Below are 13,360 nucleotides of genomic sequence, written 5' to 3' on the forward strand. Positions count from 1 at the left end.
TATTCTATACAAATACTATCTACTTCATCGATTTCTGCCATTTTAACAGAAACTATTTCCTTCTTTGATGTTGGTAAATTCTTCCCGACATAATCAGCACGTATAGGAAGTTCTCTATGTCCTCTATCAACTAATACTGCTAAGTGTATTTCTGCAGGTCTAGCATAGTTCATAATGCCATCCATAGCCGCACGTATCGTACGACCTGAAAACAATACATCATCCACAAGAATAACTATCTTACCTTGTAAATCAATATCAATAGTAGGTATATCTCCTACTTTTTTCTTTTCATCATCACGCCAAAAGTTAATATCTATTCCACAATAAGGTATTGATACCTCTTCAAATAGACTAATCTTATCGGCTAAACGTTTAGCTAGAAATTCTCCTCTTGTCTTAATTCCAACAAGAACAATATTATCTGTTCCTTTATTCTTTTCTATTATCTCATGAGCAATTCTAGTAATTGAACGAGACATTCCAATAGCATCAACAATTTCTTTCATAACCTTTTCCTCACTTGAGATATCATAGCATATTTTAAGATTGAACTAAATAAGAGTTTAAGTACTAAATCCTATATCTTTGATAATATGTCTAATGATACTTTAACCTCACGTTTTGAACCTAAGATATCTATTTCTATCTTTGCTTCTCGCTTATGCCTATCTATATGAACAATACTACTTTCAAAACCTACTAAAGGCCCTTCCGTAATAACTACTCTATCATCCTCTATAAAACCAACAGATGTAGCTACAACATTGTTAACACCAAGTAATCTCTCTAGTATCATTACTTCTTCCTCATGCAATGCAGGTGTACCTTCTAGATCATACTTTAATTCTTTGATTAAACTTTTATTCATAAGTTTTAATTTGTTTAACTTACCAGAAAAATCCACATAATCATCACTAGAATCTATAAATATATAATTAGGAAACAATACTTGTTGTACCTTAATTAGTTTCCCATTCTTTTTGTGATACTTTTCTTTCATAGGTGTAAATGCTTTTAAACTATTATTTTGCAAGAATTCTGTAGTCTTATGTTCTTGACCACCTTTTACATATATTACATACCACATGTTATTCACCTACTTTATGTTTTTATTTTAACACAAATTAAAAACATAAATCTCATCTTTTATTAAAGACAATATTTATGTTTCTCTTATTTTAAATTCTATCTCTTTTTTATTTAATATTTGTACTTTGATGATATTAACAAAACTAATTAGTTTTATTAATCAACTCTATTATTGTAGAAGATAAATCTCTTATTGTTTCTGCTGAACATAATATTGTTTCAGCATGTATAAGTAAAAGACCAAAATCTAAATTTTCCTCTGCTTCTAGTTGTAGAGCTTTAGCATGCGCTCTTGCAGCATCAGAAAATGCTTTTATTCCTTCTTCTTGTATATCTAAATAAGATTCTTTGTTTTTAGCTGCATCAATTGCTTCTAAAAAACAACTTTTTGCAGTTCCAGCAGCTGATATAACTTCAAAACATATAGACTCATATTGCTCTTTGTTTTTCATATTTTTGTTGCCATTTCTTTTATTTTTGCAAAAACCGCTTCTCCATCCATCATTCCATACATAGACATATCAATTGATTCAACTGGGCGTCCTTCTGATACAGCAATAATTTTCTTAAGCATATATCTAATTTGAGGTCCCAGTAATATTACATCAGATTTCTCAATTTCATCATTTGCAGTAGCAAGTGATGTTGCCCATATATTTATTTCAAAATTCTCATTATCGGCGGCTTTTTTAATTTTGTCACAAAGTGCTCCAGTTGAAGCACCCATTGAACATATAAGTAGTACATTTAACATATTAATTATTCTCCAATCTTTTTAAAATCACTTATTATCTTAGATACTTTTTCCATCAATACAATCGCATTACCAATAAAATAACTACCCTGTTCATTAATCTTTAGATCATTTTTTTGAGTAATAATAATTGCATTTGGTACTAGTTTACAAAGTTTACTTTTTTCTTGGGAAGTTATGACGTAAATTATACAATCATCATTTCTACAGGTTTTAACAATCTTTACTAAATCTTCCGTTTCTCCTGAGTTACTGACGATGATTAGTATATATTTGTCTTTAATTACATCTAATGGATTCACACATGCCGCAAATATACCCAATTCTATTAATTTATCTCGAAAATAATCACACACATAATTAGAATATCCTAAGCCTTGAAGATATACCGAATTGTATTGTTTAGAAGTTAAGTCCTCGATTAATTGATCAATCATTTTCAAACTATCTTCTAGGATAACCACTGTTGTTAAACTATCTTTAAACTTTAGCTCAACAATTTCATCCATTTGTTTTCTAAATGAAAACAACATATCGCTATATCCATAAAATCCTATTTTTTTAGCGAATCTAACAATTTTAGATGGTGAACAGTACGTTAGTTTAGACAATTGTCTAACTGTAACATTCATGTTACCACTTTCAATTTGTTTACTAAGTTCATAAACTATGTTTTTTTCATCATCATCAAAATTTGATTGTTTAATAATTTCATTAATATTCATATTCTCACTTTATGGTTTCAATTACTTTAGTATTTGATATTAGATCATGAATCATTCTATGATTCTTTGTCAATCTAGCTAATATTAAAGAAATCACTACAATTGCATACCATACCCCATGTATTAATACTATATTACCATATTGCATAGCAAGAAATGTTCTAAAATAACTACTAATTGGAGAAAAATATCCTTCAATTAATACAAGTCCAACTACTTCTCTTAAAAACAATTGACCCATAGTAACTGGCTTATCATCATTAGAGACTATTCTTAAACGAAATAGTTTTTTTCCTATAGTTTGACCTTTAAATACTTTAACTAAAATCACAAAGAGAAAGATATGAATTATAAACATCAGAAGCATAACAGTTATCATGTCTTGTTTATCGTATTGCTCAAGAGTCATGAAATAAGTTGGTTCAATACCCTTTATTGTTGAATAAAGGGTATTGAAAGCAATTAACACAACAGCATATAGATACCAATCTACTGCATATGCTCCTAATCTTTTAAATAGTATTTTCAAGTTTATTTTCTTCTGTTTTTTCGATTGCTTTTAAATTTTCTTCCTCTTTGTATTTTTTATCTAATGCTTTTATAAATGGAAAATAAATTAAACCTGAGATAATTAGTAAGACTATTTGAAGTAAGCCTCCTGTCCAGCTTCCTGTCATCATCCATCCACCAAAAGGAGCTGGTAATGTCCAAGGAACTGGTGTTCCTGTTGGTCTAGGAACTAATCCAATATTCATGACAAAGTAAGCCAATGAAACACAAACTACCGGTGATAATACAAACGGAATAAGCATTACTGGATTTAATACTATTGGTAATCCAAATATAACTGGTTCATTAACATTGAATATACCTGGAATTAATGCTGTCTTACCTACTGCTTTAATACGAGCTGATTTACACATAAAGATCATTTCAATAACAAGTGGTAGTGTTAATCCAGTTCCAGTTAAGAAAATTACCATGTCACCAAATGCATCAGTAACAATATATGGTCTAATTGCTGCAGCATTTTGAATATATACTTGTAAGTTAGCATCACGAGCTGCTTGCCATAATGGTGTCCACACTGTTTGAATAACATTAGTACCATGAATACCAAACATCCAAATTAATGAGTTTAAGATTGTACAAACAATTGTGCCTACAAATGATGTACCTAAGTTTGTTAATGGTGCTTGTAAAATTGTATAAATAACATTTGATACTGTTCCAAATGAAGATGATGATGCAACTACTCTAATAACTAAGAAAATTATGCAACATAATGCTGCAGGTACAACTGCAGTAAATTGTTGTGATACAAATGCTGGTACAGTATCTGGCATTTTAATAGTAATATTCTTTTTGATACAAACATTATATAAAGCCTCTGTTCCAATCGAAATTATTAATGCTAAGAAAAGATTTCTCGCACTAAACTCTGAGAATAGGAAACCTCCTCCATCTTCTGTAAATGCCATGACCAAGAAGAAACTCATTAACGCAACAATAACAGCTGGAATTGGATTAACTTTATCTTTTCTTGCTAATTCATAGGTAGTACCTATAATTGCTGCAATTGAACTAATCCCCATAGTAGCTACATTAATATAGCTCCAGTTCCAATTTGCCCATAGTTCTTCTCCAAAGACTCCTGCCATAAATGTTTGATATGCATCTAATGGAAAATCACTTATAACACAACAGAATGCACCTACCATCATTAATGGCATCATGCACATCATTCCATATTGAATAGCTGATAAATATTTATTTGATTGAACAATCTCTACTAACGGTAATAACTTGTCTTCAATTTTTTCAAAAAATTTGTTCATCTTCTTTCTATCCCCCTTTATTTGAATTCTGGCCAATAATCACCATTTGCTTCTTTAAAATCTTTAATCATTGCTTTTGCTACATCAGCATCCCCTATCAGCCTATTTTCTGTAAATGCTTGTAGTAGTTTTTGATCACTATGTTCAAGAATTGCTTCTACCAATAATTTCTCACATGCATATTGATTTTCCAGTAATCCCTTTTCAAATTGACCTATTGGACCATGTTTTAATGGAATTATATCTTCTTTACCAATTATCGATGTAGCTTCTAACATCATTCCTGGATCAAGATTATCCACGATTCCATCGTTTTTAATCATAACTAATGCCATTTCTTTTTTATTATTAATAATCGATAATACTAGCTCAACTAAATACGCTGCATGCACATCATTATCAGCATAAACTGTTTCAGAATTCATCTCTCCAGAAAACTCTGTATATGGACTAATTTTATCAGTAATATCAAATTCTGTTCCAATCATTTTTCCTAAACTAGCAACTTTTCGACAAAAACTAAATACATTTGCTTCACGTCCTGCAACCACTTCATCATAACGTGTGTGATTTGCCGTATAGTGTTCATAAGATAGTTTAGGATACATATAATATAAATTATATGTATTAGGTAAAGAATATGGAAAATCTTTAATCATTGTTAAATGATTATAGAAAACAATACCCCAATGATCATCTTCACCTCTAATACGTGCTTTTGCTTCTTCTCTCAATTCTTCATAATGAGTGACTACATAATTTAGTATATCTGGCAAAATATCTTTTCCAGTTTTTTTATCTAGTACTTTTGTAAACCATCCATAATGATTTAAACCAAAATACATGCAATCTACCTCACTACGCTTCTTTCCAACTAAAGGAAGATATCTTCCAATAACATCTGTTGGCATATCGCATATATTTACAATTTTCTTATCATCAGGGAAGACAATTTTACAAGCTTCCGCAACTATTGCAGCTGGATTTGAATAATTAATAATCCACGCTTCTTTTGAATATTCTCTGATATCATTTATTAAATCAATCATTTGAACTACACTACGAATACCATAAGATAAACCACCTGCACCACAAGTTTCTTGACCAATTCTTCCATACTTATATGGAATTTGTTCATCATTTTTTCTTTGTTCCAATCCACCTGCACGAATTTGAACGAATGCAAAATCGATTCCATCAAATGCATTTTCTTTATCAGTTGTATAAGAGAATTCAACATCAGGATAGTATTCTTTAAATAATACCCTTCCAAATTCTCCAACAACTTCTTGTCTCTCTGCATCAATGTCATATAAAACTACTTTGTTTAATGGAAAAGGTTTCTGTAACATAACAAGCAATTCCATCATATCTGGTGTATATGTACTTCCTCCACCACAGATAACAACGTTATACTTTTTCATTTATCCTCCTTCTTACTCAATTAATCTACCGGTATATATTAATTTAGTATTTCATGATTTCATTCTAATAGATTATTCTACTAAATAAATAGGTGAAACATATTTTGAATATTATTTCATTATTATGGTACATGTTTCGTTTTTTATTTGTATGAATAGCACAAAACTAAATAATATTATTTATATAACAAATAGAGCCAGTTCAACTGAACTGGCTCTATTACTTTACATTTTAATATGATTATTAAGATAAATAATTTGATTCTTTGAAAGATTTACAATTTCTTGTATTTCATTATCACTTAGTTCTTTATCTCTTAATACTATTTCTATAACTACAGGTAAATTCATTCCACAAATTACTTTAATATTTGAATTTACATGAGCTGATACAATTTGATTAACACTACCAGAACAAATATCAGTAAAAATAAATATTTGCTCATCATTGTCAAAGGAGTTAACTAGTTCATCAAAATCATTCTCAAAATTTTGATCTTTTATATATGCATCAATAGCAAATATATTTTCATTTTTGCCAATTAGCATTTCTATTGTATTTTTTATACCTGATGCCATTTTACCGTGAGTGGCAATTACATATTTCATAATCTACTCCCCTAATCATTATGTGTTTTTAACTGTGCACTTGCACCATCATTCGCAGCTTTTATAACACTTATATTTAAATCTTCACTCATTAAATATGCTAGCACTTCAAATGGTAATATATAATCAAGTGGTGAAAAATATCTTGAATCTGTAGTAATAATTTTAAAGTCACTATTATTTATATTATTTTCTTCTTTTCTACAAACAAAGTATACACTATTGGAATATTGCTTGCACCATTTTTCTAAGTCAATCATACGATGATAAAATTGATTTTTTGGTGCTACAAGAAATATAACACTGTCTTTGTTTATTTGTGTTGTACTTCGATGCATAAATTCTTCCATCTCATAATATAGACAAGCTTTATGTGTAGTTTCAGCTATTTTTAATCCACCTTCTAGTACAGCTCCTTCATATTCTCCATTTGTTACATATCTAATAATCGGTGCTAAAAGTAAATTGTTTTTATTATTTTCATACCATATTTCAGTTAAATCAATATTGTTGTTGATATTCATTGAAATACTATATAAATCATTAATATATTTTGTATAGTTTTCACTAGAAATAAATCCAGATGACAACCCATATTCTATAAAACATACGTACAGGCACATAAGTGAAGCAAAATGCCCTTTTGTCTCTATATAACTATCTTCTTCATTGCTTCTTTTATGAATTACTACATTACTTAACTTAGCAAGTTCAGATTTAATATTATAAGTAGTACAAATAACAGGAATATCCAATTCATTGCATTTTTTAGCCATTTCAATTGGTCCTTTAGTTGAACCAGAGTGAGCAGGACATATCATACATAATTGATTTGATGCGTATACTCCATTTATATTAAATGAATCATATGTTACATATTCTGCTGGATTTGTGATTTCAACTTCAATTTTAAATATATCTTGTATGAAATACTTCAATATCATTCCAATATAGATTCCAGATGCTTGTCCACTAAAGTATATTTTCCTGATTTGTTTGGTTTGAAATAAATGAACAAACTCTTTCGATATAGTTTTTCTATTAGTTAAAATATCCTCCATTGCTTGAGGAATTTCTTCCAAGCAATGGAGTAATTTTATGTTTTCATCCATTAAATTAAACCTAATGCACCTAATATAACTCCAACTATTATAACTGTTGCCATTAAAATTGGAGCTTTAACATTTTTCTTTTTCATTATCCAAGCGCAGAATAATGTTAAACAGATTGGTAATAGATTTGGACATATTCCATCAAATATTGTTTGTAAATCTATAACAGCTTGATCATAAGAGAACGCTATCTTTGTTGATAAGAAAACATAGGATGAAGTTAAAGCACCTAATACTGTGATTCCTACTATTAAGGCAACATCCGTAACTTTCTTTAATAATCCTGATGCAACAACTTTATCTATAAAGCTTGTTCCTAACTTAAACCCTAAATGAATTCCATAATAATGACATAGATAATTAGGTACATTAAATATTAAGAAATAAACTAATATACCAAATGGATTTCCTGCAATACATAGTGCAGAACCAACTGAAGCTGCTATTACCCTAAAGCCACTCGTAAAGAATAAAGTATCACCAATAACAGAAATAGGACCCATTAGACCAGTTTTTATAGCAGTAACTGTATCCCCAAGATTGTTTTCATTTTCTGCATTTTGTACTTCTAGTGCTGCTGTAATTCCTAATACCCATGGTTCAATTTGCGGAGTTGTATTATAGAATTCCACATGTCTTTGTAATGCCATTTTCATTCCTTCTGGATCATCTTTATAAATTTTTTTAAGTACTGGAGTCAATGTGAAAACATATAGTAAATTATGCATTCTTTCACTGTTATATGATAGTTCTACTGGCATTGATCTCCAAAACATTTTGTTCAAGTCTTTTTTAGTAACTTCATATTTTTTGTTAGTAATTTCACTCATCTTCCAATTCTCCTTCTTTTGTAAATAATCTAAATAAAGCTAATGCCAATGAGATAATGGTTATTGCCATTACATTTAGTCCTAAATAAGCACTAAGTGCAAACCCTACAAAGTAAAGAGGAATAAATCTTTTGTCCCACATAATATTAATTAACATTGCAAATCCAACTGCTGGTAGTAAATCACTTGCTTTACTTAATCCATTCATTATAGGTTCAGGAATCATATTAATAATATTTGTAATAGCATCTGTTCCTAACCAAACAGCAACCACTACAATTGAAGTCATGAATAAGCATTTAATAACGCCATATAATACATGGAAACGATTTATCTTATCAATGTTTCCTTCTCTTGCCCAATTATCACATCTATGCATCACATAACTACCTATTGTATTAAATGTAGTAGAAATATTTGCCCCAAGAATTGCTGCTGGTAAAGCAATTGCAATTGCTACATCAAATGAATTCCCAGTTGATATTGCAAAATATGTTCCAAGAATGGCTCCGATTCTTTCTTCCCCAGTTATCATTCCAGCATATGGAAGGAATCCCATCCACGCTAATTCCATTGTTCCTCCAATTATTAGACCTTCTGTAAAGTGCCCCATAACCAAACCTGTTAGAGCACCCACTACGATTGGTCTATGCATATACGACGCTCCCGCAACATTGTCTGCACACCAAGCAAATACGTATACTAACCCTAATAATAAAGCATTTGTCATATTATCTATCCTCCTTTATAAGTATTTTTCTATAGATACTTTTCTATCATCAGGTGCAACATATGATTCTAATTTAATCCCTAAATCAAGCATCTTTTTTAAGTATTCTTCATCTTCTGTTGAGAAGTTAAGTGAAGGACTAACCATTTTCTTACCCTCTCCACCTTTAAGTAAAGCTACATTGATTTCTTTTAATTCATCTATCTTATTTACTATTTCATATGCATCCTTGGGTGAATCAACAATAAGTTCTATTTTCTTTTGTTGTCCTTCATCACCCTGCATGTACGCAACAGCTTCTTCGATAGAACAAATTTTTAGTTTAATACCATGTGGAGCACTCATTTTCATTAAGCTTATTCTCAATTGATCTTTTGCGACATTGTCATTAGCAATAACAATTTGATTACATCCCATCTTTTGAGGCCAAACTTGTGAAGTTTGAAAATGTAACAACCTAAAATCTATTCTAAATAAATTAACCATGTTTTCCCCTTTCTAGAACTTTCTATCTAAATTATATGAAGAATATGTTTCGTTATTCTCATATACAATTTTTTTAGCACTATTCATACTCTGATTGACATGTTTTTCTAATTAATGACAAAAATAAAGGATAGTGGTTAAGAAAATTAACACTATCCTCATTACTATTATTTAAATTTATCGATATAACTATATAAGTAAACAATCTCATTAACAGGAAACTTAATCTTGTTATAATGATCACTAACATCCGTAAAAGAATCATAGAATATTTTAATAAACTTTTCTATATCTTTACTTAACTTTGTATTTTCCTCTATTTCTACTTTTTCATCAGTCTTTAATACTAATCTCTCTACTAGGCAGCATAGATGCAAATACAATCCAATTTTCGCCTTATTAGGAATAATGATATTATAATTCTTTTCAAGCTTTCCAACTGCTTTTTCTACCTTTTCAAATAAAACATTGGCATTCAAAATAACTACATTATCAAGAATATTCGAAAGCGAGAAATTCTTTAGTAAATTTTTATTAAACTGAATAACTTCCTCATCTTTCATGTATTTCTTTAAATTATTAGTGACATCATCAAAATCACTAAATGCTACCAGATCCTCTAAAGATACCGTTGGAACATTTAAGCCACTAATTGAATTAATTCCTACAACCATGATTACATTATATTTATTAAATATTTCATCCTTGTTCTTATTCTTTGATAATTTTGTATAAGAATACGGAATAATACCTAAGTCAATATTTCTAGGCATACTATTTTTAAATAACTGTATAACTCTTTCAGTAGCAGTTTCTCCTACCTCTGTAGTAAATATAATCATATTTTGCTTTTTACTAGCTAACTTAATTTTATATTTGCAAACATTTTCATTTGCTGCGGATTTTATAATAGTATCTATGTCTATTCCTTGTTTAATCTTCATCGCAACATCTAAAGCTAATTTTGTATTAACGTTATTAATCATACCAAAAGAGGAACAGCTAGAATCATTAATTAACTCATCCATTTGTTCTAATGATCCCATATCAACTAATACTATAATATCTTTACTATTATTTATTTTTTTCAAGTAATTATTAATATGTACAATTATTTCTGTTACAGATGTATTGATTGGCATATCAATTCCATCAAATATATGAACTCCAACAATCTTATTAACTGCATCCGCTATTGAAGATGCAGTACTATACCCATGGGCTACAATTAAACAATTAGTGTGAATGTTATCAACCTCAGTATTATAGAAATGTATATTTAAAAATAGAAATAATAAATTCGCTATATCCATTTCTATATCTAAAATATTTTTTATTTGAAGACTCAATTCTTCAGTTATTACAAATGATTTATGAAATTTAAGCTTACAATACTTTTTAAATGATAATAATTCACTCTTATGATCATTTTGCCAGTTTAAAATAACACTATTATCATAAGCTAAAGAATAAATTACTTTAGATAAAGTGTAAATACATGTCATAGGTAAAAATACTTGATATTTATCAAATATATCATCAGATAGTATCTTTATACATTGTTCAAATGATTTAATTCTATTATTCTCGTATTTGTTTTCAAATACAATATATTCATAATAATCATTCATTCTTTCAAATCCCAGTTCTAAAAACTGCGATTCGTTAATTCCATTATTTAGATATTTTGCATATACTGATAAAAGTAAATCAAAGTAAGGTATTGTTGAGCAAACAGTTTTCTCAGATTTAAAATCATCTATTTGGATAATTGAATCATCATTATTTTTAATGACATCTTCAGTCATTGCTTCTAAGAAACTTTCTGGCAAATGATATGATTTAACTATCATCATTTCATCATTATCGGAATAGGCATTTGCACATACCATTTTAATAATTGACTGAAGCTCTTTGATATTCATTTTATAATGGTAATGTACTAAACTATAGAATACTTTCTCTGTGATATATATTTTTTTACTAATTCCTTTTTCTTCCAATTGAAACTGACTTAAAATTAAATTCTCTCTTTCAACAAAAGGACGTTCTGATAAGGATGGTATTTTGCAAATAACAGGAATTTCTTCTATTAAGTATTCATTTACTTGATTATTTGGCATAGAAGTAAGTATCACTCTTACTGAACAATCAATTTGTTTATCAAACCCATCTATTAAATAATAACCATTTTTAAGAAAGGATATTAGTTGTATAAGTATGTTTTCACTTAATCTATGTACATTGTCTATGATTAGAACCCCATTCTTACATTTTAATAATAATCCTGGTTCTAGTTGTTTTAGCTTGCTATCATATTTTCCAAATAGTTTCTCATAAATTATCTTATCATCTTCTGTTTTACCAATAGATATCTTTCTTGGTTGAGAATTGGTTAAAAATCCTTCGTAAACACAATATTTAGCTAATAAATCAGCTAAGAAGGTTTTTCCTACTCCACTTTCTCCAATCAACAAAACAGGAATTCCATTGTTTGGGTATTTTACTGCCGCTTGCATTTGCTTTATACAATAGTTTAATGATCCATCATGTCCAACCGCAGTAATGAAACTACCTTTATTCAGCATTCTTTCATCAAGTAGGTCAGTCAAGTCATCTATTGAGTCAAAAACAAGTTCGTGTATTGTAATCTTAAATGTCTTTTCTATTACCTTTTTATTAAGAAAATATACAGGTCTAGTATTTAGCTTAATTAATAATCCTTCTTTATGCATTTCATTTAAATGCAGACTTACAAGTGATCTAGACACAAAAAGATCATTAGATATCGATACCGTATCACCCCGTAAAGTCTTACTCGAACAAAATTGCATTGTTACTTCTGTTATTTTATCAAATATCAATGACTTTGTTTTTTGTGACATATTATAGCCCCCTTAAACACTCTATAAAAAGTTAACACTACTTTACTTATATATTAACACTAAATAAAAAAAAGCATTAATAATTTATTTTATGTTAAAAAAATGTATTTGATTGAAAGTATATAGTAATCTAATTAAAATGATCATTTAATGATTTATTATATATGCAAGGAGGAATTTCTATGAATTTTATAATAGTAAAAGATAAAAAAGAATTAAGTGAAGTAATGGCTGATGTTATGTTAAAACATATGATATCTCAAAAAAATAGAGTAAATATCTCTATTACAACAGGTAAAACACCAATAGATGGATATTCTATTTTAGCAAGCAAAATTAAGAATAAGAGCTGTTTTGATAATGTTCATTATTATATCTTTGATGAGTTTTGGTATAAAGATGATCCAGTTGGTATATGTAGAGCATCTTTAGACAAAGAGTTCTTTAATTTAGCTAACATCAAAGAATCTAATATACATAATTTGACTAATGATAATTATTTAAATTTTGATAATGAGTTAAAAAATGATGGTGGACTAGATATGGTAATTATGGGGATTGGTGAAAACGGACATTTCTGTGGCAATCAGCCAGGAACTTTTGATAATTGGAATCAAGGAGTACATTTGATTGATAGATACAGAACTAAGGTAGTTATTGACTTACTTGTACACTTATTACATGAAGACTTACATTCCGATGATCAATCAAGGATTCCTGACAACTATATTACAATGGGACCAAAAACAATCATGCAGGCAAAAAGTATAGTATTCATCTTATCAAGCAAAAATAAAGCCGAAGTCGCAAAAAAAGCCTTCTATGATCCAATCACAGAAGACTTTCCAGTGTCTATATTTCAACTACATAGAGAT

The 13,360-nt window shown here is 29.0% G+C and carries 15 protein-coding genes; 1 reads left to right on the forward strand and 14 read right to left on the reverse strand.

Annotated elements, in window-relative coordinates:
- The 14 genes from pyrR to RR430_RS07635 all read right to left on the reverse strand — a co-directional run.
- A partial coding sequence (gene pyrR, locus RR430_RS07570) for a bifunctional pyr operon transcriptional regulator/uracil phosphoribosyltransferase PyrR (protein WP_332488318.1) occupies nucleotides 1-509 on the reverse strand: 509 nt, incomplete at its 3' end.
- A 71-nt stretch (nucleotides 510-580) separates the two neighbouring features.
- Entirely contained in the window at nucleotides 581-1,090 is a 510-nt protein-coding gene (gene loaP / locus RR430_RS07575) for an antiterminator LoaP (RefSeq protein ID WP_332488320.1), read from the reverse strand.
- Between the two features lie 145 nt (nucleotides 1,091-1,235).
- A complete protein-coding gene (locus RR430_RS07580; RefSeq protein WP_332488321.1) occupies nucleotides 1,236-1,544 on the reverse strand; it encodes a PTS lactose/cellobiose transporter subunit IIA in 309 nt (102 codons plus the stop codon).
- Nucleotides 1,541-1,846 carry a PTS sugar transporter subunit IIB gene (locus RR430_RS07585; RefSeq protein WP_332488323.1) on the reverse strand — a complete coding sequence of 102 codons (306 nt, stop codon included), beginning with the start codon at nucleotides 1,844-1,846 and terminating at the stop codon, nucleotides 1,541-1,543. Before RR430_RS07585 ends, RR430_RS07580 begins: the two co-directional genes overlap by 4 nt.
- A 5-nt stretch (nucleotides 1,847-1,851) precedes the next feature.
- Nucleotides 1,852-2,571: a MurR/RpiR family transcriptional regulator gene (locus RR430_RS07590; protein WP_332488325.1), complete on the reverse strand. Its 720-nt coding sequence runs from the start codon at nucleotides 2,569-2,571 to the stop codon at nucleotides 1,852-1,854.
- A 4-nt stretch (nucleotides 2,572-2,575) separates the two neighbouring features.
- Nucleotides 2,576-3,100 (reverse strand): RDD family protein, encoded by a 525-nt coding sequence (locus tag RR430_RS07595; RefSeq protein ID WP_332488327.1) that lies wholly within the window; start codon nucleotides 3,098-3,100, stop codon nucleotides 2,576-2,578.
- A complete protein-coding gene (locus tag RR430_RS07600; protein WP_332508856.1) occupies nucleotides 3,084-4,409 on the reverse strand; it encodes a PTS sugar transporter subunit IIC in 1,326 nt (441 codons plus the stop codon). The genes RR430_RS07595 and RR430_RS07600 overlap by 17 nt, the downstream gene beginning before the upstream one ends.
- 17 nt (nucleotides 4,410-4,426) lie before the next feature.
- Nucleotides 4,427-5,833: a family 4 glycosyl hydrolase gene (locus RR430_RS07605; protein WP_332488331.1), complete on the reverse strand. Its 1,407-nt coding sequence runs from the start codon at nucleotides 5,831-5,833 to the stop codon at nucleotides 4,427-4,429.
- Nucleotides 5,834-6,058: 225 nt separating this feature from the next.
- On the reverse strand, nucleotides 6,059-6,442 hold the full coding sequence (locus tag RR430_RS07610; RefSeq protein WP_332488333.1) for a PTS sugar transporter subunit IIA: 384 nt from the start codon (nucleotides 6,440-6,442) through the stop codon (nucleotides 6,059-6,061).
- An 11-nt stretch (nucleotides 6,443-6,453) separates the two neighbouring features.
- Nucleotides 6,454-7,554, reverse strand: coding sequence for an iron dicitrate transport regulator FecR (locus RR430_RS07615; protein WP_332488335.1), 1,101 nt, complete (start codon nucleotides 7,552-7,554; stop codon nucleotides 6,454-6,456).
- Complete coding sequence (locus RR430_RS07620) at nucleotides 7,554-8,384, reverse strand: PTS system mannose/fructose/sorbose family transporter subunit IID (RefSeq protein ID WP_332488336.1); 831 nt, start codon at nucleotides 8,382-8,384, stop codon at nucleotides 7,554-7,556. Before RR430_RS07620 ends, RR430_RS07615 begins: the two co-directional genes overlap by 1 nt.
- On the reverse strand, nucleotides 8,377-9,114 hold the full coding sequence (locus RR430_RS07625; RefSeq protein WP_332488337.1) for a PTS mannose/fructose/sorbose/N-acetylgalactosamine transporter subunit IIC: 738 nt from the start codon (nucleotides 9,112-9,114) through the stop codon (nucleotides 8,377-8,379). The genes RR430_RS07620 and RR430_RS07625 overlap by 8 nt, the downstream gene beginning before the upstream one ends.
- A gap of 15 nt (nucleotides 9,115-9,129) precedes the next feature.
- A complete protein-coding gene (locus RR430_RS07630) occupies nucleotides 9,130-9,600 on the reverse strand; it encodes a PTS system mannose/fructose/N-acetylgalactosamine-transporter subunit IIB (protein ID WP_332488339.1) in 471 nt (156 codons plus the stop codon).
- Nucleotides 9,601-9,767: 167 nt separating this feature from the next.
- Nucleotides 9,768-12,485 (reverse strand): sigma 54-interacting transcriptional regulator, encoded by a 2,718-nt coding sequence (locus RR430_RS07635; RefSeq protein WP_332488341.1) that lies wholly within the window; start codon nucleotides 12,483-12,485, stop codon nucleotides 9,768-9,770.
- 182 nt (nucleotides 12,486-12,667) lie between these two features.
- Here RR430_RS07635 and RR430_RS07640 point away from each other — a divergent pair.
- Nucleotides 12,668-13,360: 6-phosphogluconolactonase (locus RR430_RS07640; protein WP_332508857.1), on the forward strand; the 693-nt coding region annotated here is incomplete at its 3' end.

Origin of the sequence: Anaerorhabdus sp., from assembly GCF_036641015.1 — a bacterium.
GTDB lineage: Bacteria > Bacillota_I > Bacilli_A > Erysipelotrichales > Erysipelotrichaceae > Anaerorhabdus.

Excerpts from the sequence above, each read along its gene's own strand:
- RR430_RS07620 (WP_332488336.1), bottom strand. The coding sequence starts at position 8,384 with ATGAGTGAAATTACTAACAAAAAATATGAAGTTACTAAAAAAGACTTG.
- RR430_RS07590 (WP_332488325.1), bottom strand. The coding sequence starts at position 2,571 with ATGAATATTAATGAAATTATTAAACAATCAAATTTTGATGATGATGAA.
- RR430_RS07625 (WP_332488337.1), bottom strand. The coding sequence starts at position 9,114 with ATGACAAATGCTTTATTATTAGGGTTAGTATACGTATTTGCTTGGTGT.
- RR430_RS07605 (WP_332488331.1), bottom strand. The coding sequence starts at position 5,833 with ATGAAAAAGTATAACGTTGTTATCTGTGGTGGAGGAAGTACATATACA.
- loaP (WP_332488320.1), bottom strand. The coding sequence starts at position 1,090 with ATGTGGTATGTAATATATGTAAAAGGTGGTCAAGAACATAAGACTACA.
- RR430_RS07585 (WP_332488323.1), bottom strand. The coding sequence starts at position 1,846 with ATGTTAAATGTACTACTTATATGTTCAATGGGTGCTTCAACTGGAGCA.
- RR430_RS07615 (WP_332488335.1), bottom strand. The coding sequence starts at position 7,554 with ATGGATGAAAACATAAAATTACTCCATTGCTTGGAAGAAATTCCTCAA.
- RR430_RS07600 (WP_332508856.1), bottom strand. The coding sequence starts at position 4,409 with ATGAACAAATTTTTTGAAAAAATTGAAGACAAGTTATTACCGTTAGTA.
- RR430_RS07635 (WP_332488341.1), bottom strand. The coding sequence starts at position 12,485 with ATGTCACAAAAAACAAAGTCATTGATATTTGATAAAATAACAGAAGTA.
- RR430_RS07630 (WP_332488339.1), bottom strand. The coding sequence starts at position 9,600 with ATGGTTAATTTATTTAGAATAGATTTTAGGTTGTTACATTTTCAAACT.
- RR430_RS07580 (WP_332488321.1), bottom strand. The coding sequence starts at position 1,544 with ATGAAAAACAAAGAGCAATATGAGTCTATATGTTTTGAAGTTATATCA.
- RR430_RS07610 (WP_332488333.1), bottom strand. The coding sequence starts at position 6,442 with ATGAAATATGTAATTGCCACTCACGGTAAAATGGCATCAGGTATAAAA.